This is a genomic window from Dyadobacter sp. BHUBP1, from assembly GCF_050587785.1.
Taxonomy (GTDB): domain Bacteria; phylum Bacteroidota; class Bacteroidia; order Cytophagales; family Spirosomataceae; genus Dyadobacter.
This window is the reverse complement of record NZ_JBOBIH010000001.1, coordinates 1,586,465-1,609,556: the sequence shown is the minus strand read 5'-3', so window position 1 is coordinate 1,609,556 and position 23,092 is coordinate 1,586,465. Positions and strand designations below refer to the sequence as shown.

Sequence of the window (23,092 nt, the reverse complement as noted above, 5' to 3'; positions counted from 1 at the left end):
CGTCAGGCACTCATTCAAAATCCCACAGCACCTTTACAGAATCCCGATGGGACTTGGTTTCAGCAAACAGGAATTTTCAACTACGACAACCCTGTCGCACGTTTGCGGGAAAGTGATGGGAAAAACAACTCGCAGAACACCAGGATACAGACGAACCTAAGCTACAATCCTGTTGAAGACCTGAAATTATCGGCGCTTTTCTCCTATAACCAGTATAATCAAAATCGAGGTTACTCCGAAACAAAAAACCACGTATCTGCCTTGCGCGACGGACGAAATGGATATGCCTCTATCGGCTCGGTACGATCGGTTGATAAGTTGATGGAGCTCACAGCCCAATATTCCAAAAACATTAACCGCCATAAAATGACTTTGCTGGGCGGTTATAGCTACCAGGATTACTCATTCTCCGATTCGTTTATGCAGAACTGGGATTTTCCAACCGACAAGTTCTCATACAACAACATAGGGATTGGAAACGCGCTACGAACAGGACTCGCACCTATTGGAAGCTCCAAAAGAGAAACAAACCTGATCGGGTTCTTCGCAAGGGCAACGTATAATTTTGACGACCGATACCTTCTGCTCGCAAGCATTCGGCACGAAGGTGCAAGTCAATTATATGGAGCAAAGAAACCCTGGGGCACATTTCCGGCGGTATCCCTGGGATGGCGTATCAGTAATGAAGCATTTATGAAGAGCCTGACGATTTTTGACGATCTGAAACTGCGGGCAGGTTACGGTGTAACAGGAACGCAGCCTAACAACCTCTTCCTTGGTGTGGCGATCCTGAACTATCAGAAATTCTTTTACAGCAATGGCAAATGGATACAGACCCTTGTTCCTGCCCAAAACCCAAATCCTGACCTCAGGTGGGAAGAAAAACACGAAACCAACATAGGACTGGACTTTGCCATTCTCAAAAACAGGATCAGTGGTAGCATCGATTTTTACAACCGGAGGATTAACGGGCTTCTATATGATTTTCAAGTGCCCTCCCCTCCCAATTTGTATACGTCAACACGCGCTAATGTCGGAATCATGGAAAACCGGGGATTGGAAGTGCTCGTGAATTTTGTGCCGGTTCAGACTAGCAACTTCACCTGGAATTCGAGCATCAACTATTCTACTAACACCAACAAGCTGGTGAGTCTCTCCAATGACATTTATAAAACTACGAACAACTTTTTTACCACAGGCGGAACCGGTGACCCGGTCCAAACTTTCACGCACATTGTAAGGATCGGGGACCAGATCGGTGACTTTTACGGATTCAAAGTGTTGGATATTTCCGAGCATGGTAAGTGGATCTACGAAGGACGCGATGGACAACCGCAGAACTACGATGAGTTTCAGCACGCATTTGAAGACAAACGTGTTCTCGGCAACGGTTTGCCAAAATTCTATCTGAATTTCAATAACAACTTACAGTACAAAAACTTTGATCTGGGTGTTACCATGCGCGGTGCATTCGGTTATCAGATCTTGAACTACCAGCGAATGTTCTTCGAAAGCACAGGCCTGCAACAGTACAATACTCTGAAATCGTCCTATGACAAAGTCTTTGACAAAGCAGTATTGAGCTCGTCCATGCCTCAGGAATTCAATAGCTACTATATCGAAGATGGCGACTTCTGGAAGATAGACAACATCACGCTGGGATATGATTTCAAAAAACTCAAGAGCAAATACATCAAGTCCGTTCGGATTTACGGCTCAACGCTGAACACGTTCACTTTTACAAAATACAAGGGAGTAGACCCTGAGGTAGATAGGCTCGGACTTTCCCCCGGAAACGACAGCCGGGATAAGTACCCTATGACACGGACATTTACATTGGGTCTAAACCTGGCATTGTGAAATCTTAAAAATACTTAAAATGAGAAATTTACACTTTGGACTAAAAAGCAAGGTCGCGATAGCGGCGCTTTTGTTAAGCACTTCGTGCACCGATTTGAAGGATGAAAGCTTTGATCGTATCATCGCCCAACAATTTACCCCAACATCCAGCGACGTGGCCTCACTTGTCGGAGCCGCTTACACCAACTGGCGCGATGTGATGCAGCAATGGAATGGACTTTTCCGCACCCAGGAAATCTCAGGCGACCAACTGGTGATCCCTTCACGCCCGAACGGCTGGGTCGACGGTGGGGTCTACCGAAGAATCCATGACCATAAATGGACAGCCGACGATGAGATCGCGAGCAACAACTGGAACAGATCCTATGCCGGAATCGCCAATTGCAACCGGCTAATCTATCAGATCGAATCGGGAAGTATTCCTTTTACCGAAGGGAAAGATGCAGTTATCGCAGAACTTAAAGTTCTTCGGGCCTCCTATTATTATGTGCTCTGCGATCTGTTCGGAAATGTTCCGATCATTACGCAGTTCGATGTGCCCGCAGGTTTTCTGCCAAAGCAAAGCACACGCAAGGAGGTTTTCGATTTTATCGTAAAGGATATTTTGGATAATGCACCGCTGTTATCCGATAAAAATGACCCGACCACCTACGGCCGTTTCAACAAATGGGGCGCGCATGCGCTGCTAGCCAAAATGTATTTGAATGCAGAGGTCTACACCGGCGCTCCCGCTTGGGACAAATGTGTCGAGCAGTGCAACCTGGTGATCAATTCCGGGGCAGGGTACGCACTGGAAGCGACGCAGAAAGAGGTTTTTAAAACCAATAATGAGTCCAGCAAGGAAATCATTTTCGCCATTCCGTTTGATATCAAATACGTGACCGACTGGAACGGATTCTCCATTCACATGGAGACGTTGCAGCCGGCCAACCAAGCGACCTACAACCTGCTCAACACTCCTTGGGGCGGAATTTGTGCAATCCCGCAATTCATAGATTCGTTCGACAAAGACGATGAACGATTGGTAAGCAACTGGATCCAGGGCCCGCAGTATTCAGCAGGCGGCACGCCACTGATGTGCACTTTGGGAGCGTTTGCAGGAAAACCCCTCAGCTATATCAACCAGCTGCCCGGTGTAGATCAGTCAGAAGAAGTGCATGGTTTTAGGCTCGGCAAGTTCGAAATAGAAAAAGGCACCACGGTGAACCTGAGTAATGATTGGCCCCTGCTGAGGTACGCGGACGTGCTGTTGATGAAAGCGGAAGCGCTTCTACGCAGTGGAAACGCGGCCGAGGCCGCCACTATCGTGAGTATGGTCCGGGCTCGTAATTTTAAAACGAACCCGGCAAAAGCGGTAGTCTCCGCGGCAGACCTCCAAAAAGGAAGCGTTTATGCATACGGATTGAAAAACCACACGACCACCACTAACCAGGGAGGTGCCGATATCAAATATGGCAGGTTTCTGGATGAGCTGGGCTGGGAATTCGCACAGGAAGGTCGCCGTCGGCAGGATCTTATCCGCTTTGGGGTTTTCACAACCAAATCGTGGCTATCGCACGTGCCTAACGGGGCTTATCGAGCTCTGCTTCCTATTCCGAGGACTGAGCTTAACAAAAACTCGAATTTGAAGCAGAATGACGGGTACTGACTTACCTAATAACTACTTTACGTGAAACAACCGGAAGCCCTATGGGACCCGGTTGTTTCATTTGACCGACCTGAACTGACACGACCATTTCTCTTATACAACGCTACTGATTCTCTAATAATAAGTCGGCGTCTGCCCGGTGATTTCCTTAAAAGTGCGAGAGAAGTAAGTAAGACTATCCCCCCTCCCAGGCAATTTCTGACAAGGGAAGATTTGTTGCAATTATCAGGCCACAGGCCCTTTCAACTCTTTTCTTCTGAATATATGCGAGTGGTCGTTCTCCCGTGTATTTAGTAAAAATCCTGGAAAATAGTCGGCATTATAACTGGCCAGGTCCGATTGGTGTTCCACAGTCAGATTGGTGTCTATCTGCATCAGGTACGTGTCAGGAAAGGAAAAAATCAACTAAGCAGGCAGCATGAACCCAATTATCTATAATGCGGCTCTGGTAGTTCACATTGTTGGTATTACCATTATAGCAGTAACTACCTTCCTGAACTTCTTCACGTTCCGCCTATTTCGGGCCATCCTCCTGGCAATTGACGGCAGGCAATTTGCAATAGAAGGTTATCTTCATAGTCTTCAAACGTTCCTGGGGATAGGTATGCTTACTGGCATCGGGCGTTGCTATGATGATCGAATTACATCAGGTTTGGGGCGTCCAACTTTGGTTCAGGGTGAAAATGGCCGTGTTGCTGCTCATCGTCATCAACGGTCTGGGCTTCCGGCGGGCTGTTGGCAAAAGGCTTGGCCAGGCGTTGAGTGATTGTTCTTTAACGACTCATTGGCGCGCTGCCAACAGGAATTTTATGCTCGTGCAGCTCATTCAAATGCTGCTTTTTCTGGTCATCTACGTGCTCAGTATTTTCAAATTCAATTAAATCCGCTGATAGAGCATTGTAATCTATCAATACGTCGTAAAATGTGAGATAACTGTGCACGGGAACCTTGCCGCCGTTTCCGGAAGTCAACTTGAATCGAGACACCTACGGAAATGATCATGACCAGATTGTAATAGCTGATTTTCCATTCCACCTTGCATTCCAGCCGCGAAGGGAATGCAAAGGTACGCTGCAACGCTTATTGCAATTTCAGCAACAGAGACATTAACAGCCGCCCCTCTCAAACCGATCAGAAGCGACAAAACTGTAGTGAAGAAATAGGCATAGAAACTCTAAACACCTCGCCAGTGTTGCCATAACATTTCCAAGGATGCCCCTCCATCGTAAGAAAAATCCACAGCGTCAAGTACCGGTCGGGGAATCCGAGCTTCTTGTGGTGTGCCGCGGGAGCGCAGTTATTGGCAGACTTCGCTTACAGATTTCGTTTACAAAGTATTCAGAGTAAGCTTTGATCTATTCATGAACGGCCTTGAACGCTTTCAGAACCTATTCTCGTTACCCGCGTCAAAGCAGACCCAGAGACGATCTGTAAATCATTACAGCGAAAATGGCAACACCGCACTTTTACCTGGTATATCAGTTTTACAATTCCCATCATCTGCCAGTTCTTTTTGCTCGAAAATTAGCGAATATTTCCAGCGCACGCCTCATACGGCGATTACCCAGCGACGTCTGTAATTTCGGAGAGCGAACCACAATTTGCCGGCGAGACCAGGCTGCCATACTAATGATGAAACATCATCGCTATCTGGCTTGGCCTGATTCTGCTTTCAACATGACATCCAGGGATGTCTTAGTGCCCAACTGAATTTCTTGTGACTGATAGCCGGCTAAGGAGAAAACCAAAGTCGCTTCTTCACCTGCATTGACTGAGATCAGAAATCGCCCGGCAGCATTGGTACGTGCACTACGCTGTGTTCCTTAAATGATTACTTGGACCTCCGGTAACAATGTACCATCCTCATTTCTGACAGGTCCTTCGATATCGGCTGTCATATAGCCTGTCCCCATAAAGAGTTCATTAGCGGCGGGCACTGGCCTGCGATCAAATAAGAAAAATGCTGCCGCAAGTGGGAACAAACTCGTCAGGAATGTATGGTATGATTTTAAGGCTTTTGCCATAGCTCGGATTTTACTGAGTTAAGTAATCTTGGAAGTTGACGCTTTGCACCAGATACACCACAAGCAGGACACTTATTAGCATCAGGACAGCAGTCAGCAGATTCGTCAGCCAGCTTCTGGGATGGTAAGTCCCCCTTTTCAGCTCTTCCTCTGTGAGACGGTACTGGATGAACCCCAACAATATCGCTCCGATGCCTAGTAGCACCAGCACAATTCCGATAATTTTGGAATAGCCGTGCGAGTGAATTTTGACCGGTTTATCCAGTACAAAACCAATCTGGGCGATAAATAGGGAAAATTTGACGACAACAAAGCCAAACGCCATAATCCCGACACCAGTCCGGACCCAGGCAAGGTATGTCCGCTCATTGGCCAGATGGTCATTGGCTTTGTATTCTTTAATATCGCGAATTGTATTTTTTGACATATTTATCAAAGCTGTATCGGTTTTCTAAAACTAAAAAGCCAGCGTTCAACGAATACTGGCTTTATTCTAAACGAACATAGTGCGATCTTATCACACCAAAAATGATTACTAAGTTAACATTTTCTTGTAGTAGCAAAATACAGTTTCCAGGCATTTTTCCTGGCAAATAGATCCAATTCCACGCTCAAAAATCCACTGCGAAACGATCGCAGTGGATTAGGCATCATCTGCTCATGCATAGCGATTTACGCCATACTATCTCAAATATTTAAAAATGGGTGCGTCAAAATTTTGACAGTCGTCAACATGCAGGTCCCTGTTTTAATCAAAATACTCGCAGATTCCCTTGCCTTTCTTTTTTGATTTCAAAAATTAAACTCTCCGTTCTCTCGACTAGTTGTGCATCCCATTTTATCCCGTTTGGCGCTGGTCTGTCAAGCTCATTTAACTTATTCGCAATTTCATTCAGCGAAATATATCCCGTTTCCCTTAGCGCTTTAATAAAAGGGGCTACCTCCAAAGCAAGCTTTTGGGCTGCACTTAAACTTTCTATCTTTCTTGTCATCTGACTGCCTGTTGCCGCCGTCACCCCAATAGCTGCATGACCTGCTTTCATGCCCGCATAGTATACCTCCGCAAGGACCTTGCAAAACAAATAGCGGCCATACACGTCAACGGACATTCTGCCTTCGATCGGCCTGGTCGCAAACCCGATGGCTTCATCAATCAGCACCTTCCTAAGCTTTTCATCGCGCTGCTTTTCCAGTAGCGACAAGCACAAATGCATAAATTCACTATTTGAATGCACCATATTGTGTAAGTTTATGCCGCTCTTGGCGACAAGTTACCGGCTTGCCACTACTTTCGTTCCCTGTCTGAGGTCATTTCGCGGGTTCACAATAATCTTATCTCCTTTTTTGAGGTTTCCGAATACCTCTGTCATTTTCGCCTGCTGCCCCAGACGTACATCCACAAACTCGGCGTTACCCTCATGGTTCACTTTGATCACGTACTGACGCTCGGTTGAAACGACAACGGCTGTGCTGGGCACAATGAGCGCGCCTTCGGTTCCTTCGGGCGTGAGCGTCACCTCTGCAAACATGCCTGGCTTAATCATCCGGCTTGCATTGTTGACATCGATTTCCACGGTTTCAGATCTGAATTTCAGGTTCATATTGCCTGACCGGCGGCTTACCGTGCCTTTGAAAGTTTCGCCAGGCACCGCGTTGATATGATAGCTTACCGGCTTGCCCCTTTTCAGGCCAAGACTGTAATTCTCGGGGACATCCACCACGAGCCTTAACCGGTCCTGCTGCTGTAAATTAAGCATGGGTCCCACCTGCCTAAGCCCTGATCCCACTAGTGCCCCGGGGTGGACATTACGCTCTGTGATAATCCCATCGAACGGTGCCCTAACGGTCAGGTAGCTTTTAATTTCAGTCAATGCATCGAAATTCGCTTTTTCTCCCATCGCCGAGGCGCTGTCGGCCATCATCTTGGCATGTGCGCTTTCCAGATCGAGCGCAGATACCGAGCCGGTTATACGTGTACTGGCTTTGAGCCGGCGGTAGTGCTCCTTGCTAGCCACGAGCATGGCCTGGGCTTTCAAAAAATTGGAACGCGCCGCGACCAGTTGCTGCTCGGTTTCGGGCGCCTCCAGCACCATCAACACCTCTCCTTTCCGCACGGGGGAGCCACGGTCTACCAGCACTTTCTGTACAAAGCCATCGGCCTTAGGGTAAATACTGACCTCCTGAAAGGCAAGAAACTCGCCCGGCAGCTGGATCTCTTGACCGACTGACCCTTCTGATACTTCGCCGATTTTAAAGGAAACTTCGCTCTTGTTTTTTTGCTTTTTTGATTCCTTGGGAGTCGATGATTCAGAGGAAGAACAGGCTGAAAAAGCACCCAGTCCTGCGAGTAGTATTAAACAGTTATATGGCTTAGTTCTCATTTCTTAATGGTTGTTCAGGTTTATAGGAGCCGTTTGTTGAAAGGGATGGATGCACCGCTGCCGGGTGATCTGGAAGCAGTGAAGGATCTTGGAGCGGAGTTTTCTTTTGCAAAAGCGCATACACCTGCGGAACAATATACAATGCTGCCAATGTAGACGCTACCAGTCCGCCGATTACGGCCCTTCCCAGTGGCGCTACTTGTTCGCCCGCTTCACCGGTGCCCAACGCCATGGGCACCATCCCGGCCACCATCGCAAAGCTTGTCATCAGAACCGGCCGCAAGCGAAGAGCTGCGCTGTCAAGCGCAGCTTTACCGGCATCGCGGTATTCCCAGCGCAAGCGCTCGGCGTTTGTTACGATCAGGATCGCGTTGGCCACCGAAATACCTGTCGACATGATGATACCCATGTAAGATTGCAGGTTCAACGTACTTCCAGTCAGAAGCAAAGCGGCAATCGAGCCGGCAATTACAGCCGGGATCGTCGACAAAATCACCAGTGACAATTTAAAGGATTGGTAGTTGGCCGCAAGCAGCAGGAAGATCACCAAAATGGCGATACTTAAACCGATTTGAAGACTGTTAAGTGTCTCGGTCAAAAGTGAAGACATTCCCTTTACTTCGGTCAAAATGCCTTTCGGCGGCTGACCAAGCGAGGCCATGGCATTTTCGACTGAGGTGGTTGCCGAACCAAGATCCTGATGGTGCATGTTGGCAGAGACTGTTACGAAACGTCTGGGTCCAATCCTGGAATATTCTCCGGGTAAAGTATCCACCGAAAAAGTGGCAACATCCGCTAATACTGGGCGGGCCTGGCCCGCTACCAGAGGCACCTCCTGCAATTGGGCCAGGTTACGCATAGCAAATTCGGGGATTTGAACCTGCACCTGGTAGGTATATGCAGAGTTCGGGTCGAGCCATTGGTTTTTTTCAGTGTACCGGCTCGACGACGTCGATGCAGTAATAGAGCGGGCCGCTGCTTGCAAGCTCAGTCCCATCACCGCTAGCTTCTGACGGTCAAGTTTGATATTGATGACCGGAAATTTGAGCGGCTGCACAATCCGGACGTCACGCAGGTGATCATCTTGGGACAGTTTTCCAACCAATTTGGACGCATAGCCTTCAATTTCTTTCATGTCCCGGCCCGCGACCTGCACCTCAATGGGCGTGAAAGCCCCGCCGCTCATGAGCTTTTCAGTCAGGTCGGCCGGTTCAAATGAGAGGGTAATGTCAGGCATTTCCTGATGCACCATCGTTCGGATGCGTTCTTTAAGGTCCTGGATATTGGTTTTGTAGCCCTCCGCGAGACCTACTTTGATAACCGCATCGTTTGGGCCGCTGGTACTGACATAGAGGTTGGAGGTCGCGTAGTTAGTAGGCACTACCCCGACATACGCAGATGAAACCTCCAGATGTCCGTCTGCGGCATCGTTTACCAATTTCAAAAGTTCACTCACTTCTTCTTCGGTACGTTCCAGGCGCGTGCCATCCGGTGTTTTCATCCGGATCACCATTTGCCCCGAATTGATCTGAGGGAGCATATCCTTGCCGATCACCGCAAATCCCCAGGCAGCTAAACCGACAATCAACACAGCATAGACGCCGACTACAAGCCGGTTGGCCGCAAGCAGCTTCCTGTTATGTGACATAAAACCTAAGCGTACCCTGTCAAAAAATCCAGGCGTTTTGGTACTTTCCTGCTGGTGTGCATGGCCTTGGTGCTCTTTAAGCATCCAATTGGCCAAAATCGGAACCAGACTCTGGGCCAAAAGGTAGGACACCGTCATAGCGAACCCTATCGAAAGCGAAAGCGGCAAGAACATGGCCCTAGGCACACCGGACATGATAAATGACGGTGCAAATACCGCGATAATACAAAGCAAGATCAGCAACAGCGGCAGGGCGACTTCCCGGCACGCATCGTATATGGCCAGCCGTTTGGGCTTACCCATCTCAAGGTGCTGGTGGATATTCTCGATTGTCACCGTAGCCTGATCGACCAGTACCCCGATCGCCAGCGCAAGACCTGAAAGCGTCATGATATTGATCGTCTGCCCTGCAAGGTTCAGGCAAAGTACGGCCGAAATCACTGAAACTGGGATCGTGATAATTACAATGAGCGATGAGCGCCAATCTCCCAAAAACAGCAGTACCATAAGCCCTGTTAAAAGCGCCCCTAGCCCACCCTCAAAAAGCAGGCTTTTGACGGAATTGATTACAAATATGGACTGGTCAAACTCGTAATTCACTTCAATGTCGTCTGGCAGAAGGCTGCGCATTTCAGGTAGCTTCGCTTTCAGAGCCGTCACCACATCCCAGGTCGATGCATCAGCCGTCTTCACCACGGGGATATAGGAAGAACGGCTACCATTGACAAGTGCATAGCCCGCGGTAACATCCGAACCATCGGCCACATTGGCTATATCCCTTAAAAACACCGTCCGGCGCCCTTGAGTACTGACCGGAATCTGGCCAAAATCTGCCACCCGTTCTTCCAGCGAATTAAGCGTGGTTATATAAGTCGTGTTATCAACCCTGATATTTCCAGATGGGGTCATTGCGTTATTGGACGCGAGCGCTTCTACCACTTCATCTGGTGACAGGTTCAAAGAGCGTACTTTTTGCGGGTCCAGATTAATCACAACCGTACGGGCATTTGTACCGATTGGAGGAGGCGCGGTAAGCCCGGGCACTGTCGAAAAAAGAGGACGTACCCTGGTCACGGCAAGTTCATGGATTTCTTTCAGGGGCCGCGTTTTGCTGCTAAAAACTAAATCACCTATCGGTACGGATGACGCGTCATAACGTACTACCTGTGGCGGCAGTGCGCCAGGCGGAAAGAATTTCATCGCCCTGTTGACCTGTATTGCCACTTCTGCCGCAGCCTGAGCCATATCGCTTCCTTCATAAAAGGATAGCTTGACGATCGTAAGTCCTTGCACGCTTTTACTGGAAATTTCCTTGATCCCTCCTATGTACAGGAACTGGTCCTGCATCCGGGTAGCGAAAAAGCCCTCCATCTGGGCCGGAGACATCCCGCCATAGGGCTCGATAACGTATATGACCGGCGAATTAAGCTTGGGAAAAATATCGACAGGGATCTTTGTAGCGGCCATGATGGAAAAGACCACCAGCCCGGCTACAAAAACCAGTACCGCAATCGGACGTTTTAATGATAGATTTAACATGGAAAAGGGATTTTACGGCCGGCGGAAAAAACTAAAAAACTCATCGAAGTCGCTGGTAGCGTACGCGCGTTGCAACCTGAGCTCGACTGCGCGTCGTTGTATGTCAACTGCCTGCTTCTCAACTTTGGTTAAAAGCTGCATGGCATCGGTGAGTCCCAGGATGTTTTCAATACCATTGTTATAGAGGGAAAGTCGCTGCTGATAGGCGCTCTCTGCGGAACGGATCGCGGTAGGAAGCTCACGTAAGGCCTGGCGCATGATCGACATGACCGAGTCGGAAGCAGCAAGGGTGTTTTCAAGCTTCATTCTTTCGAAATCAAGCTTTGTATCCGCTTCCTTCACTTTCCACCGCTGGACCTGCATGCGGCTTTTCACGCGCCTGAAATCAACCAGGTTGACCGTTGCGGCAAGGCCCACCAAAAAATTAGTGCGACTATATCCAAACCCTGGACCAAGTGGTCCAAAGTTATTATCCAGATCAAGGCTAGTACCCCGAGCCCAGGCGGCTGTCATCACCGATACCCTGGGCAGTGCTGTTTTCCGGATGAGTTCCACCTCGGTTTGCTGTCTGCTCAACAAACTTGCCTGGTAGCGAAGTAGCGGGTGTCCGGCCCCGACCTGTAAATCAAGCGGGGGAGAAAGAAGGACCTGCTCATGGAATGTAGTATCAATGACCAGCTCGTTTACTGTCCTGCCGGTAAGCATGGCCAGCTGCAAGAATGAACGCCTAAGTCCTTCATCGATCTCGTAGTAGTTGAGCCGGGCCCGGGATAGCTCCACGCTTGCCAGAGACGAGTCAAGTCCGGGTCTGATACCGTTACCTACAAGGTTATTGATGATTTTACTGACCGTATCGGCCCGGGCCAGGTTCTGGGATTCGATTTGAAGGATCCTTCCCCGCCACAACACATCCAGGTAGGTCCCGACCACCGCCTGCCGAAGCAGAAATTCTTCTCGTGCCAGACCCGCCTGACCGATAGCGATATCCGCATTGGCAAGCTGGTCTTCCGCTTTGAAACGGCCAAAGTTGTATACTTCCCAGTCTGCGGTTGCCAGCGCTATGTTGCCAGAAGTCAGATCCATGCGGTTTTCAGGCCTTCGGCCACCGGAAGTGGGAACGATCATCCCCATTGAAAAGTAAGAGCCGGACAATCCGTTTGCTGTGCCGACATCGATCTGGTCGTGAAGCCTTACATTCGGTAGCCGGTTGTCCTTTACAACGCTTGCGCCGGCTTGAAACGCGGACAATGCTGCCCTTTGGGCCTGAATCGTAGGGTATTTCTCGATAGCAGCGTTAACCGCTTGCTCGATACTGAGCAGTTGACCTTGCGCGGCTGAATGGCTAACGAAGGCTGTTAAAATAATAAAAAGGGCACGCGATATTCTTAACATATTGGTTTATAAGTTCTTCGCAAATAAAACTACCGGACGCAGCAATTCTTTCCACTGATTGAAAGACACCGGCTTAAACAAATAGCCATTTACCTTTCGGTTATATGCATCTGAAATCATATCGGGATTGGTATTGGCCGACAAGATAAAAACAGGCACTTGGTCAAAGGCAGGGCTTCGGCGGATCTGGTCAAGCATATCCAATCCGGTTCCTGTAAGCATTGTCAGGTTGATAAATAGGATGATGCGCTGCAAAGAGCCATGGAAAGCCACCCCGTCAATTAAGCTTTCAAACGAATCGAAGCGTTCGACAACACAATCAGGATGGGCTTGCGTCACGGCCATTTCAAAGAAAATCACATCATCTTCATCGGTTTCCATGAAAAACACAGTCCATTGATTCTCAGTAGCCATTGCGCATCAGAGTTTGAATCCCAAAGTAAACAGGCAAGTTCTTATAGGGTAATTAGAAGGTTATTAAAAGTTGATTAGAGCGGCCATTTTTATAGGATTTCTAAGGTGCAGGGTTGTTAATTTGGAAGCATAAACCACCAATGCATATGAATGTATTAGTCGTAGAAGATGATGTCGAACTAACACAGTTCATTCAAAAAGGGCTGCTCGCCGAAGGGATAGGCGTCTCAATTGCCTTCGATGGCGTTATCGGCCGTACGATGGTCAACGAAAATCGGTTTGATGTGGTAGTGCTCGACGTAAACCTGCCCGGCGTGAATGGACTGGACCTTTGCCGCTTTATCAAACAAAATTGGCCCGCCGTCCCTGTCATCATGCTCACGGCGTTGGGCAGTCTGGATAATAAAGTATTAGGCTTCGAAGCAGGCGCAGACGATTACCTTGCCAAACCGTTTGCCTTTAAGGAATTACTTTTTCGCCTGAAAGCGCTGGCCCGTAGGCATCCTGCACGTGCCCCGCGCCCGAAAAGACTCGAACTACTTGACCTGGCAATCGAGACCGATTCGCACCGGGTTTGGCGAGGGGGCGAAAGGGTCGAGTTGACCGCGCGTGAATATGCATTGCTCGAATACCTGATGCTCAACCAGGGGCGTGTCGTCAACCGGATCGACCTGCTTGAAAATGTCTGGGATGTTCATTTCAACAGCAATACCAACGTGGTAGACGTTTACATCAATTACCTGCGAAGAAAGGTAGACCGAACCGAGCCCAAATTGCTACATACGGTATTTGGGGTCGGTTATATGTTAGGGGCTGAACCATGAGCATCAAACAGCGTATTACAATCTGGTTTGCCACGCTGGTAGCGTCATTGCTTCTACTGTTTTCCCTTTTTATCTACCAAACCTATGAATCCTACCGCCGGTCATTGATGCGAAACCGTTTGCAGCGGCGCGCGCTGGCCGGACAGCTGTATTTTCAGAACCGTACCGAATTTCACAGGTCAAGTTACCTAACCCTGCCAGATCAGCATGAAATAATCCTGGGGCCGGACAATAATATCATTTATAAGTCATCAGGACCGGACGATCATAAGCTTACGAAGGGACTGTTGGCGCAGGCCCGGCAGGGAGAAATCCAGTTCACCTATGATGCTCCTCCCTGGAATAAGCCAAAGGAGGGCGTAGCACTTTCTTTCATCATTGACGGGCAGCGTTATGTATCGGTGGTAACCGCCTATGATCTGCCTGGCAGGCAAGCCTCCAACAGCCTTTTGTTCATCTTGTTTATAGGCAATGTTATCTTGCTGGTCATTGTCGCTTTCGCAGGTTTCTTGTTTGCCCGCCGCTCAATGCACCCTTTTGATCAACTAATCGAGCAAATGAATCCCTCTTCGGCTAACGACTTTTCATTTAGGCTCCAAAGCACTTCCACAGCTGACGAGGCCGCATATTTGGCTGGTTCCTTCAACGATCTTTTAGGAAGGCTGCAAGTGCTTGCCGATAGCCAGGAGCATTTCGTCGCCTATGCTTCGCACGAACTGCGCACCCCATTGACAGTTGTGAAGGGGATCCTTGAAACCTCGATTGCCTATGACAGACAGCTTGCCGATACTCGCCTCAGCATGGAAAAAGCATTACTGCGGCTGGAGGACGCGATCAATTTAGCCAATTCTCTGCTTCAACTGGCAGAAGTCGAAGGACTGCAGTCGGTTAAAATGCAGCAGGATGTCAACATTGTCGACACAATTCTGGATACGATTTCTTACTTCGGAGAAAAGCATCCCGATCAGCAAATAGATTTCGTGCTATCAGATGCATTTACAGAAAGCAGTCAGCTTACCCATGTTACTGGTAGTCCGGTCCTTCTCAGGACCGTGCTGACTAATATCCTGGACAACGCCAGCAAGTATTCAGGTAAAAAGCCTATAGTGCTGGACGTAGATTTAACTGGTAATCAAATGACTATCATTGTTACCGACCAGGGAATGGGGATTCCGGACAAACAGATATCGGACATTTTCATGCCCATGATGCGGGCCAACAACGTAGGTAAGATTCCAGGCTACGGATTAGGGCTAACCATAGCGAAAAAAATCATTGATATTCATCAAGGGACTCTTGAGGTTACTTCCAAAACCAATCAGACTTCTGTGGCCATCAGGCTTCCAGCAAGTACAATACCGGTTAAGTGAAAGTTTACAAGGCTGAATGGTTTAATGTTAGCATAACCATTGGCGGGCACAAAATGCCCGTAATCCCAGGGAAGTGAAAAATACAAATCAGAGCGAAGAGATCGTCATTGATTACTGAAAACCATGCTCATCACGTGAAGGTTGAATCAGATGTTAATTTTGCTACTATTTGTCCTGGCTGTTGGAATTTTCCTCCCCGTTCTCTCTGCTTTTGCCTCCCGGCTAGCCCGTGGCAAATCCTTTGCCAGGCGCAAGCGGGAGAACTTGGCCAGAATAAAATCTGATCTGGATCAGCTTTCGCATGCATTTAACAACGGTGTGCTCAATGAAGAAGAGTTTGAAAAAAAGAGCAATCTTTTGATTGATGAATTGTTGGAGCAGCTCTATAAAACTACAAACCAGGAAAACGGGTAAGCATGAACTTGCTGGCCAAACAGGTGGCAAGTGATTTTAACTTTGCTTCTCCGAGCACTACTAATAAGAATTGCCAAGAAGATTCCGCCGTTGAACACGCTCTGTGAGCGCATCGCGATAGGTCCTGCTAACGGGAATTTCCTTTTTCCCAATCCAGATTACATTACCCTGAATGGCTTCGATCTTTGCAAATTGAACGATAAAAGAGCGGTGTACCCGCATAAACCGGGAAGCAGGTAAAATTTCTTCCATTTTACCAAGTTGTAAGAGCGGCATCAGGCGGTCCGAGCCGCGGTGAATCAAAACATACTCGCCATAAGCTTCGATGTAGTCGATGTCATCGAAAGCTACCCTATATGTTGTTGCGTCCGATTTGATAAAAATATAGTCTTGCGCTTCCTGAGTCGCAACATCGGTTTGCGGATAGGCACTACGGCTTCCGATAATATCCATGGCTTTACCGACAGCCTGAAAAAAACGTTCGAATGCGACCGGTTTGACCAGGTAGTCGAGTGCATTAAGTTCATAACTTTTTACCGCATACTCGGTGTACGCAGTCGTAAACACGGTCAATGGCTTCCTGGCGAGCGTCTCCACGAAGTTGATGCCATTGATATCAGGCATTTGAATATCCAGGAAAAGCAATTCGACCGGCCGGCTTTTCAGCACGGCCGCGGCTTCAATCGCGTTCGCGCACGAAGCTACCAGATCGAGCGAAGGGATCTTCGATACGTATTCGGCAAGCAGCTTCCGCGCCAGTGCTTCGTCGTCGACGATCATGCAGATAACTTTCATAGGCTTACAGTCAGGCGGATTTCAAATGTACTGGTATTGTCTATAACTTTCAGGGTGTGCCGACCTGGATAAGTCAGTTCCAACCGCTTTTTTACATTCGCCAGGCCGATGCCGTGAGGCTCGCTTCGCTGAGAAGCTGCTCCCCTTTTTGAGTTAATGCATATGAAGGATAGTGTATTCCGGTCGTCCACTTGCAGACTAACGAAAATACAGCCCTGCGGATTCATGTCCAAGTCCGAATGTTTGAAGCTGTTCTCTAAAAAGGTCAACAGCAGCAGGGGGGCAATTAACTGGCCAGAGCTGACGCCTGTTACTTCAAATGTCATTCGCTGCTCGTAAATCTCGGATTTGAGCTTTTGCATTTCCAGGATATTACGCAGGAAGGTCACCTCGTCTTGTAGCGGTACCCATTGCGCCCGGCACTCGTAAAGCATATACCGAAGCAGCTCGGAGAGCTTCATGATCATCGGCGCGGCGTTATCCTCTTTCAGGTATGCGAGTGTGTAAATGTTGTTGAGCGTATTAAACAAAAAATGGGGATTAATCTGATTCTTCAGGAATTGCAGCTCGCTTTCCAGTTGCTTCCTGGCCATCTCATTTTGGGTTTGTAATGCATGGAAGCGGTCAACAGCGAATTTCCAGGCCGTACTGATGATCAGCACCACCATAAAAAGCAGGTAAGTCCGCGCAAACTGAAAGGCTCTTGGGTATTGGATGTTTCGTTTCAGGATCACTTTCACATCCGCCGGCACCAGCGTCAACTGCAATTTTGACAATAGCGCCAGCACAGCAAAGCACAGCAGCCCGTAAAACAGGTACCGCCGTTTTTCCAGGAAAGAGGGAATCAGAACCAAAGTATTCAAATAAACGATAATGGCCTGTAAGCCCACATGGATGGTTGCGCTCCAAACAGCTGCCGCCGTTTGCTGCGTGTTTGAAAACATAAGCACCCAAATGAGCCAGTAGCCCAGCCAGGCAAACAAAGTGATCGTCGGGACCTTCTTCAAAGCAGTGTTTTTCATTTACAACCGTATTGCCCTGCAATGGTAAGCGATATCTGCTGAAAGCAAAACAAACTCCGTCGAATGGCCTGGTTTATCTTATGAGCGTCCGGTATTTTCCAACGAAATGTATTTCCCAAGACAATACCCGTTCGTCGGCAATCTTCTGCATTCCATGTCAAATTTGCAGCCCCTCGTTGATTTACTTTTTTTGTCAACCCGCCATTCGTTTGTTTTGACCGGAAACAAAACAAACTGTCCCATGAAAAACCTGACCACCGGCCTCTGCATTATTTTCACAATGCTGCTATTTGCCGGCAATGCACTCGCTCAGCAAAACCGGCTCGCCGACATACCTGCCGAACAGCGGGCACAATTACAGACCCAACGGATGAAAGAAACACTCCATCTGGATTCGGCGCAGGCCGAAAAAGTGTCTGCGATCAATTTAAGTTACGCCCGTAAAATGGATCCAATTATTGCGGGCAGCGGTAGTAAACTCTCTAAACTGAGAGCGTTTCAGCAGGTAAACGCTGCCAAGGAAAAAGAACTGCAAATGGTGCTGAGCCAGCAGCAGTTCAGGCAATTCAAACAGCAACAACAGGAAATGAAGCAGGAAATAAAAAAACGCAAATCATAAAGACGACATGAAGAACGTATTCAGGTTCCTGACGGCTTGCACTCTCCTATTCTGCTCCTGTCACACCGATCAAGTCTCCCCGGAGACACCCCCGGCTTACAATTTTGACACAGTAGACAAATTCCTGGAAGCACACCTTGCCGACTACAACGATCAGGTGATCGTGCTGGTTTCTCAAAATGGTAAGCTGATTTACAAAAAGGGGTTTGGCCTGGACGAACACACGAGTAAACCGATCGCATCGGCCACCAAATGGCTTTCCGCGGCCGTCATTCTGAGCCTTGTCGATGAAGGCAAACTGTCTCTTTCCGACAGTATCGGCAAGTTCCTGCCGATATTCACTGCTCACCAAAAAGGACATGTGACCATCCGGCAGCTGTTTGCGCATACAGCCGGATTCGGAGGCGACTCGCCTCAAAAGTACGAGTATAAGCGGCTGATGTCGCTCGCCGAGGCGGTGGATTCCATTGCCCTGTATACACCGCTGGTAAGCATTGCCGGCACCCAATTCGACTATGGCAGCGCCGGAATGCAGATCGGCGGAAGGGTTGCCGAAATCGTGTCAGGCAAAAAATGGCAGGATTTGTTTGAGCAGCGCGTTGCCCAGCCTTGCGGGATGACGGCCGAATATCGTTCCGGTCGCAATCCGATCATCGCAGGCGGTGTGCACACCACCGCTGCCGACTACCTGAAATTCCTTGAAATGCTGGTTAACCGCGGTACCAGCAACGGGCATCGGGTGCTCAGTGAAAACGCGATCGAGGCCATGTTTAGTGACCAGACAGAAAATGCAAAAATCACCGGGACACCCTATCCTACCAATCCTTTCTCACCAACGCCCCAGAGACCGGTCCGTTACGGAGTCGGCAACTGGCTCGATGTAGTCGATGCCGACGGCCATGTGTTGGAAAGCAGCAGTCCCGGGCTGTTTGGCACGCACCCCTGGCAGGATTCAAAGCATCAAATCGCAGGTATTATTTTCACCCAGACTACGCCCAGAAAGAGTACTAGGACCAGCCTGGAAATCCGCCAAATGATCAGGGATATTGTGGAATGAACGCTTGTTGCTAACCGTTTACACCTGCTTGCATAGAAAACAAGTCCGCCTCGGAGCTTTTGTGCAGCTATGTGACTCTGGTCACATAGCTGCACAAGCAATTTTGTAAATTTGCTGCATTCCCAATTATCTCATAAACATGAACCTACAAACCGAGCAAGCTGCAATAAGTCAATTCCTGCAAACTCATTTTAGCCAATTTGAGCCGGAGCTGGCCAAAAAGCTTGCCCAACACAGCATCTTGCGGGAATTTGAAAGTGATGAACAGTTAATGCGACCGGGGCAATATTTTAAATCCACGATGCTGATCGTGGAGGGAGGTGTAAAGCTATACCGGGAAGACCATGATGGCAATGAGTTTTTTATTTACCAGCTAGGCCCCGGCAATGCCTGCGCATTATCAATGATCTGCGCGACAAAAAAAGAACAGAGCCAGATCTCGGCCAGGGCAGTAGAGCCCACCAGAGCAATACTGGTCCCGATCGCATTGATGGATGAGCTGATGACAGGCTATAAAAGCTGGTACTATTTCGTATTGGAAACCTACCGGTCCCGGTTTGAAGAACTTCTGTTGGTTGTAGACAGTATTGCTTTTAGAAGCATGGACGAAAGGCTGGAATTTTACCTTAAAAACCAGCAGAAACTCCTGAACAATAATGAGATAGCAATCACCCACCAACAAATTGCAACCGATCTGAATTCATCCAGAGAGGTTGTATCCCGCCTGCTAAAAAAGATGGAACAAAGAGGAATGCTCCGGCTTGGCAGAAACACGATCAAAATAATCAAGTGACGACAATTAGCATCTGTAACCGCAACGGGAAATACCAGCACCGGATCGGCCCTATTTGGGTGACGGCAAAAGCGGGCCGATGTGCAATCACGTGTGTTCAGCGATATGTCCAAAGCCTTATACGAACGCTAGAATAGCAAGCTGATTGACAGCACGTTCCAAATCCCAAGATCTATCCGATTTACTTTACCTGGAAATTTCCCCTTACGTGACAAATATCACTGACGGGCTCGCCTCCCATTCCGAAATTTGTATCATTCTTTAAGAAAAACAAACAAGGAAGGTTATGCGAATCGAACAAATCTATACAGGCTGTCTGGCACAGGGCGCCTATTACATTGAAAGCAACGGTGAGGCAGTGGTTATCGACCCCCTTCGAGAGGTCGAACCGTATATCAAACGGGCCCAAAAAGACGGGGCAAAAATTAAGTATGTACTTGAAACGCACTTTCACGCTGATTTTGTCTCCGGCCACATTGATTTGGCTGAAAAAACGGGCGCGCAAATCATATTTGGCCCCACCGCCAAGCCGGCATTCCCCGCCCATGTTGCACAGGATGGTGAAGTGCTGAAAGTAGGTAGTGCCACAATCAAAGTGCTGCACACCCCAGGGCATACGATGGAGAGTACCTGCTTTCTTCTCTCCGATGAAAATGGAAAGGACATCGGGCTTTTTACCGGCGATACTCTATTTATCGGGGATGTCGGCCGTCCGGATCTGGCGCAAAAGGTCGTGGCAGACCTTACCCAGGATAAACTGGCCCGGCATCTGTACCATTCACTGCGCAACAAGATCATGCCGCTTTCCGATGATATCATTGTCTATCCGGCTCACGGCGCAGGCAGCGCCTGTGGTAAAAATATGAGCAAAGAGACAACCGATACACTAGGCAATCAGAAACTATTCAATTATGCGCTGCGCACGGATATGACCGAGCAGGAGTTTGTGAAAGAAGTAACTGACGGACTGATGCCTCCGCCTGCATACTTCCCCGAAAACGTAATGATGAACATCAAGGGGTACGAAAGCATCGATACGGTACTCGAACGTGGAAACGCAGCGCTCGATCCCGATGCCTTTGAAGCCGCCGCCAATGAAACCGGCGCGCTACTGCTGGATACCCGTGATGCCGGCGTCTTTGCCCAGGGATTTATACCCAATTCGATCAATATAGGGATTGATGGCAGTTTTGCCCCTTGGGTTGGTGCGATGATTCCCGATATCAAACAGAAAATACTGGTCATTGCCGACCAGGGCAGAGAAGAAGAGGTCGTAACCAGACTGGCAAGGGTCGGCTACGATTACACAATCGGTCATCTCCAAGGCGGTTTTCAGGCCTGGAAAAAGGCAGGAAAGGAAACAGATCGTATAGAATCGGTAACGGTCATCGAAATGGCCGAGCTTCTCAAAAAGGACCCTTCCCTGATCGTGCTTGATGTACGCAAGGCAAGTGAGCACTTTTCCGAGCATGTGATCGGCTCCGAAAATATACCGCTGGATTACCTGAATGACCACCTGGCTGAGATCGGAAAAGATAAAACCTATCTGGTCCACTGCGCCGGAGGGTACCGTTCGATGATTTTTAACTCCATCCTCAAATCAAGGGGATACGACAATCTGATCGACGTTCAGGGAGGCTTTAAAGCCATTAAAGAATCAGGACTTGTACCGGTAAGCAATTACGTATGCCCGAGTACCATGTTGTAGATACTAGGTATCTCTATCAAAAGAAAAAAATAAACTTATGGGAATCTTATCATCATTATTCGGATCAAAAAGTTTGGATTACAAAACCCTTGTTCAGCAAGGGGCACTTGTTGTCGATGTTCGCTCTGCTCAGGAGTTTGCAGCAGGGCATATTCCAGGGAGCATCAACATTCCCCTGGATCAGATCAATGCAAAGGCGGATATGCTGCTCAAAAAAGGCAAACCGGTAATTACATGCTGCCGGAGTGGCTCAAGGAGCGGCATGGCCGAAGGCATGTTGAGATCTGCCGGCATAGACGCCTACAACGGAGGTTCATGGGAGAGCCTCAAACAGAAAATCTAAACTACGAAACATTGACATGCTGGATATAATCAAGCAACCGTGGCCCTGGTATGTAGCAGGGCCACTTATCGGCCTGACTGTGCCCGCCCTGCTCATTCTCGGCAACAAGTCATTTGGGATATCGTCTTCATTGAGGCATGCCTGCGCCGCGTGCATGCCGGCCAAAATTCCCTTTTTTCAATATGAATGGAAAAAAGAAACCTGGAACTTGGTATTCGTGCTGGGAATATTTTTGGGAGGAATGGTTGCCTCCCACTTTCTGGCCAATCCCGCGCCAATCAAGGTAAATGAAACCCTGGCAAAAGAGCTGGCAGCTTACGGCATAACGGACTTTTCGGCAATGGTACCCCTTGACATTGTGAGCTGGGAAAAACTATTCACGGTTTCTGGCGTGATCATGATGGTTGGCGGAGGCTTTCTGGTAGGATTTGGGGCTCGCTACGCCGGAGGATGTACGAGCGGGCATGCCATTATGGGGCTGTCCACATTACAATGGCCATCTCTGGTAGCTACAATCTGTTTTATGATTGGAGGATTTGTGATGGCTAACTGGATATTGCCAATCATTCTCAATTTGTAATATGATAGATGACACATTAAGAACACATTGGGAGGATGTATATAGAACCAAACAATCCGACCAAATGAGCTGGACGCAGCCTAGGCCAGACACTTCCCTGACCTTGATAGACGCCTTGCAACTCGATAAAAACGATCCCATCATTGACGTTGGTGGCGGAGAAAGCAGGCTGGTTGACTACTTGTTACAAGAGGGCTTTACAGATATTACCGTTCTGGATATCTCACAAACGGCGATCGATCGTGCAAAGGCCCGACTAGGCCCGTCATCAGACCGGGTAACCTGGATTGTCATCAACGTTCTGGATTTTATTCCATCGCGTGCCTATCGGGTTTGGCATGACAGAGCTACGTTTCATTTTTTAACCGATAAGCACGACATCGAAAAGTATGTCGGAATCGTTGAAAAATCCGTCATGGAAGGAGACCTGATACTGGGTACTTTCTCGATGGATGGTCCGGTAAAATGCAGTGGATTGCCCGTTAAACAATACGATCGGAGCTCGATTCAGCAAGTTTTCGGCCAAAGTTTCCGGTTGACCACAAGCGCTCACGTAGATCACATAACTCCATTCGGTACCAGTCAGAGCTTTATATTTTCAAATCTCAAAAAAAAGCCGCAATAAATGAGCAATTCGACATCTGAAATAACCAAAGAGAAG

General features: G+C 48.5%; 24 protein-coding genes and 1 pseudogene. 13 read left to right on the top strand and 12 right to left on the bottom strand.

From position 1 onward, the window contains the following. The coding region (locus tag ACQ4MZ_RS06650) for a SusC/RagA family TonB-linked outer membrane protein (RefSeq protein WP_430843788.1) at nucleotides 1-1,860 on the top strand (1,860 nt) is incomplete at its 5' end. A gap of 19 nt (nucleotides 1,861-1,879) precedes the next feature. Then, nucleotides 1,880-3,508 carry a RagB/SusD family nutrient uptake outer membrane protein gene (locus tag ACQ4MZ_RS06645; RefSeq protein ID WP_430843787.1) on the top strand — a complete coding sequence of 543 codons (1,629 nt, stop codon included), beginning with the start codon at nucleotides 1,880-1,882 and terminating at the stop codon, nucleotides 3,506-3,508. A gap of 114 nt (nucleotides 3,509-3,622) precedes the next feature. Here the strand turns inward: ACQ4MZ_RS06645 and ACQ4MZ_RS06640 are convergent, their stop codons facing one another. Together ACQ4MZ_RS06640 and ACQ4MZ_RS06635 are read right to left on the bottom strand one after the other, a co-directional pair. After that, a complete protein-coding gene (locus ACQ4MZ_RS06640) occupies nucleotides 3,623-3,703 on the bottom strand; it encodes an AraC family transcriptional regulator (RefSeq protein WP_430843813.1) in 81 nt (26 codons plus the stop codon). Beyond that, nucleotides 3,684-3,809: a hypothetical protein gene (locus tag ACQ4MZ_RS06635; RefSeq protein ID WP_430843812.1), complete on the bottom strand. Its 126-nt coding sequence runs from the start codon at nucleotides 3,807-3,809 to the stop codon at nucleotides 3,684-3,686. Before ACQ4MZ_RS06635 ends, ACQ4MZ_RS06640 begins: the two co-directional genes overlap by 20 nt. Nucleotides 3,810-4,137: 328 nt before the next feature. On the opposite strand from ACQ4MZ_RS06635, the gene ACQ4MZ_RS06630 reads away from it, so the two are divergent. Further along, on the top strand, nucleotides 4,138-4,389 hold the full coding sequence (locus tag ACQ4MZ_RS06630; protein WP_430843786.1) for a hypothetical protein: 252 nt from the start codon (nucleotides 4,138-4,140) through the stop codon (nucleotides 4,387-4,389). Between the two features lie 765 nt (nucleotides 4,390-5,154). Here the strand turns inward: ACQ4MZ_RS06630 and ACQ4MZ_RS06625 are convergent. The 8 genes and pseudogenes from ACQ4MZ_RS06625 to ACQ4MZ_RS06590 all read right to left on the bottom strand — a co-directional run. Further along, a pseudogene (locus ACQ4MZ_RS06625) lies at nucleotides 5,155-5,319 on the bottom strand (hypothetical protein); the annotation flags it as partial. A gap of 12 nt (nucleotides 5,320-5,331) precedes the next feature. Continuing rightward, entirely contained in the window at nucleotides 5,332-5,532 is a 201-nt protein-coding gene (locus tag ACQ4MZ_RS06620; RefSeq protein ID WP_430843785.1) for a hypothetical protein, read from the bottom strand. Nucleotides 5,533-5,542: 10 nt separating this feature from the next. After that, nucleotides 5,543-5,959, bottom strand: coding sequence for a YidH family protein (locus ACQ4MZ_RS06615; RefSeq protein WP_430843784.1), 417 nt, complete (start codon nucleotides 5,957-5,959; stop codon nucleotides 5,543-5,545). A gap of 325 nt (nucleotides 5,960-6,284) precedes the next feature. Beyond that, the gene (locus ACQ4MZ_RS06610) at nucleotides 6,285-6,770 is read right to left on the bottom strand and encodes a hypothetical protein (protein WP_430843783.1); all 486 of its coding nucleotides are present in this window, start codon (nucleotides 6,768-6,770) and stop codon (nucleotides 6,285-6,287) included. A gap of 33 nt (nucleotides 6,771-6,803) precedes the next feature. Next, nucleotides 6,804-7,913 (bottom strand): efflux RND transporter periplasmic adaptor subunit, encoded by a 1,110-nt coding sequence (locus ACQ4MZ_RS06605; protein WP_430843782.1) that lies wholly within the window; start codon nucleotides 7,911-7,913, stop codon nucleotides 6,804-6,806. Further along, a complete protein-coding gene (locus ACQ4MZ_RS06600; RefSeq protein ID WP_430843781.1) occupies nucleotides 7,903-11,100 on the bottom strand; it encodes an efflux RND transporter permease subunit in 3,198 nt (1,065 codons plus the stop codon). Before ACQ4MZ_RS06600 ends, ACQ4MZ_RS06605 begins: the two co-directional genes overlap by 11 nt. 12 nt (nucleotides 11,101-11,112) lie before the next feature. Next, a complete protein-coding gene (locus ACQ4MZ_RS06595) occupies nucleotides 11,113-12,492 on the bottom strand; it encodes a TolC family protein (protein ID WP_430843780.1) in 1,380 nt (459 codons plus the stop codon). A 6-nt stretch (nucleotides 12,493-12,498) separates the two neighbouring features. After that, nucleotides 12,499-12,906 (bottom strand): response regulator, encoded by a 408-nt coding sequence (locus ACQ4MZ_RS06590; RefSeq protein WP_430843779.1) that lies wholly within the window; start codon nucleotides 12,904-12,906, stop codon nucleotides 12,499-12,501. A 146-nt stretch (nucleotides 12,907-13,052) separates the two neighbouring features. Between ACQ4MZ_RS06590 and ACQ4MZ_RS06585 the strand changes: the two genes are divergently transcribed. From ACQ4MZ_RS06585 to ACQ4MZ_RS06575, 3 genes are all read left to right on the top strand, one after another. Beyond that, nucleotides 13,053-13,730, top strand: coding sequence for a response regulator transcription factor (locus tag ACQ4MZ_RS06585; protein WP_291042224.1), 678 nt, complete (start codon nucleotides 13,053-13,055; stop codon nucleotides 13,728-13,730). Further along, entirely contained in the window at nucleotides 13,727-15,100 is a 1,374-nt protein-coding gene (locus ACQ4MZ_RS06580) for a sensor histidine kinase (protein WP_430843778.1), read from the top strand. Before ACQ4MZ_RS06585 ends, ACQ4MZ_RS06580 begins: the two co-directional genes overlap by 4 nt. A 159-nt stretch (nucleotides 15,101-15,259) precedes the next feature. Beyond that, nucleotides 15,260-15,514, top strand: coding sequence for a hypothetical protein (locus tag ACQ4MZ_RS06575; RefSeq protein WP_430843777.1), 255 nt, complete (start codon nucleotides 15,260-15,262; stop codon nucleotides 15,512-15,514). A 60-nt stretch (nucleotides 15,515-15,574) separates the two neighbouring features. On the opposite strand, the gene ACQ4MZ_RS06570 is transcribed toward ACQ4MZ_RS06575, so the two are convergent. Together ACQ4MZ_RS06570 and ACQ4MZ_RS06565 are read right to left on the bottom strand one after the other, a co-directional pair. Beyond that, complete coding sequence (locus tag ACQ4MZ_RS06570; RefSeq protein WP_430843776.1) at nucleotides 15,575-16,309, bottom strand: LytR/AlgR family response regulator transcription factor; 735 nt, start codon at nucleotides 16,307-16,309, stop codon at nucleotides 15,575-15,577. After that, entirely contained in the window at nucleotides 16,306-17,331 is a 1,026-nt protein-coding gene (locus ACQ4MZ_RS06565; protein ID WP_430843775.1) for a sensor histidine kinase, read from the bottom strand. The genes ACQ4MZ_RS06570 and ACQ4MZ_RS06565 overlap by 4 nt, the downstream gene beginning before the upstream one ends. 241 nt (nucleotides 17,332-17,572) lie before the next feature. On the opposite strand from ACQ4MZ_RS06565, the gene ACQ4MZ_RS06560 reads away from it, so the two are divergent. From ACQ4MZ_RS06560 to ACQ4MZ_RS06530, 7 genes are all read left to right on the top strand, one after another. Then, entirely contained in the window at nucleotides 17,573-17,950 is a 378-nt protein-coding gene (locus ACQ4MZ_RS06560) for a hypothetical protein (protein ID WP_430843774.1), read from the top strand. A gap of 7 nt (nucleotides 17,951-17,957) precedes the next feature. Next, nucleotides 17,958-19,007: a serine hydrolase domain-containing protein gene (locus tag ACQ4MZ_RS06555; RefSeq protein WP_430843773.1), complete on the top strand. Its 1,050-nt coding sequence runs from the start codon at nucleotides 17,958-17,960 to the stop codon at nucleotides 19,005-19,007. A gap of 139 nt (nucleotides 19,008-19,146) precedes the next feature. Continuing rightward, nucleotides 19,147-19,800, top strand: coding sequence for a Crp/Fnr family transcriptional regulator (locus ACQ4MZ_RS06550; protein WP_430843772.1), 654 nt, complete (start codon nucleotides 19,147-19,149; stop codon nucleotides 19,798-19,800). Nucleotides 19,801-20,086: 286 nt separating this feature from the next. Then, complete coding sequence (locus tag ACQ4MZ_RS06545) at nucleotides 20,087-21,508, top strand: MBL fold metallo-hydrolase (protein ID WP_430843771.1); 1,422 nt, start codon at nucleotides 20,087-20,089, stop codon at nucleotides 21,506-21,508. A gap of 73 nt (nucleotides 21,509-21,581) precedes the next feature. Next, nucleotides 21,582-21,851 carry a rhodanese-like domain-containing protein gene (locus tag ACQ4MZ_RS06540; protein ID WP_430843770.1) on the top strand — a complete coding sequence of 90 codons (270 nt, stop codon included), beginning with the start codon at nucleotides 21,582-21,584 and terminating at the stop codon, nucleotides 21,849-21,851. Nucleotides 21,852-21,867: 16 nt separating this feature from the next. Next, nucleotides 21,868-22,431 (top strand): YeeE/YedE family protein, encoded by a 564-nt coding sequence (locus tag ACQ4MZ_RS06535; RefSeq protein ID WP_291042251.1) that lies wholly within the window; start codon nucleotides 21,868-21,870, stop codon nucleotides 22,429-22,431. A gap of 64 nt (nucleotides 22,432-22,495) precedes the next feature. Further along, entirely contained in the window at nucleotides 22,496-23,056 is a 561-nt protein-coding gene (locus tag ACQ4MZ_RS06530; RefSeq protein ID WP_430843769.1) for a class I SAM-dependent methyltransferase, read from the top strand. Nucleotides 23,057-23,092 lie beyond the last annotated feature (36 nt).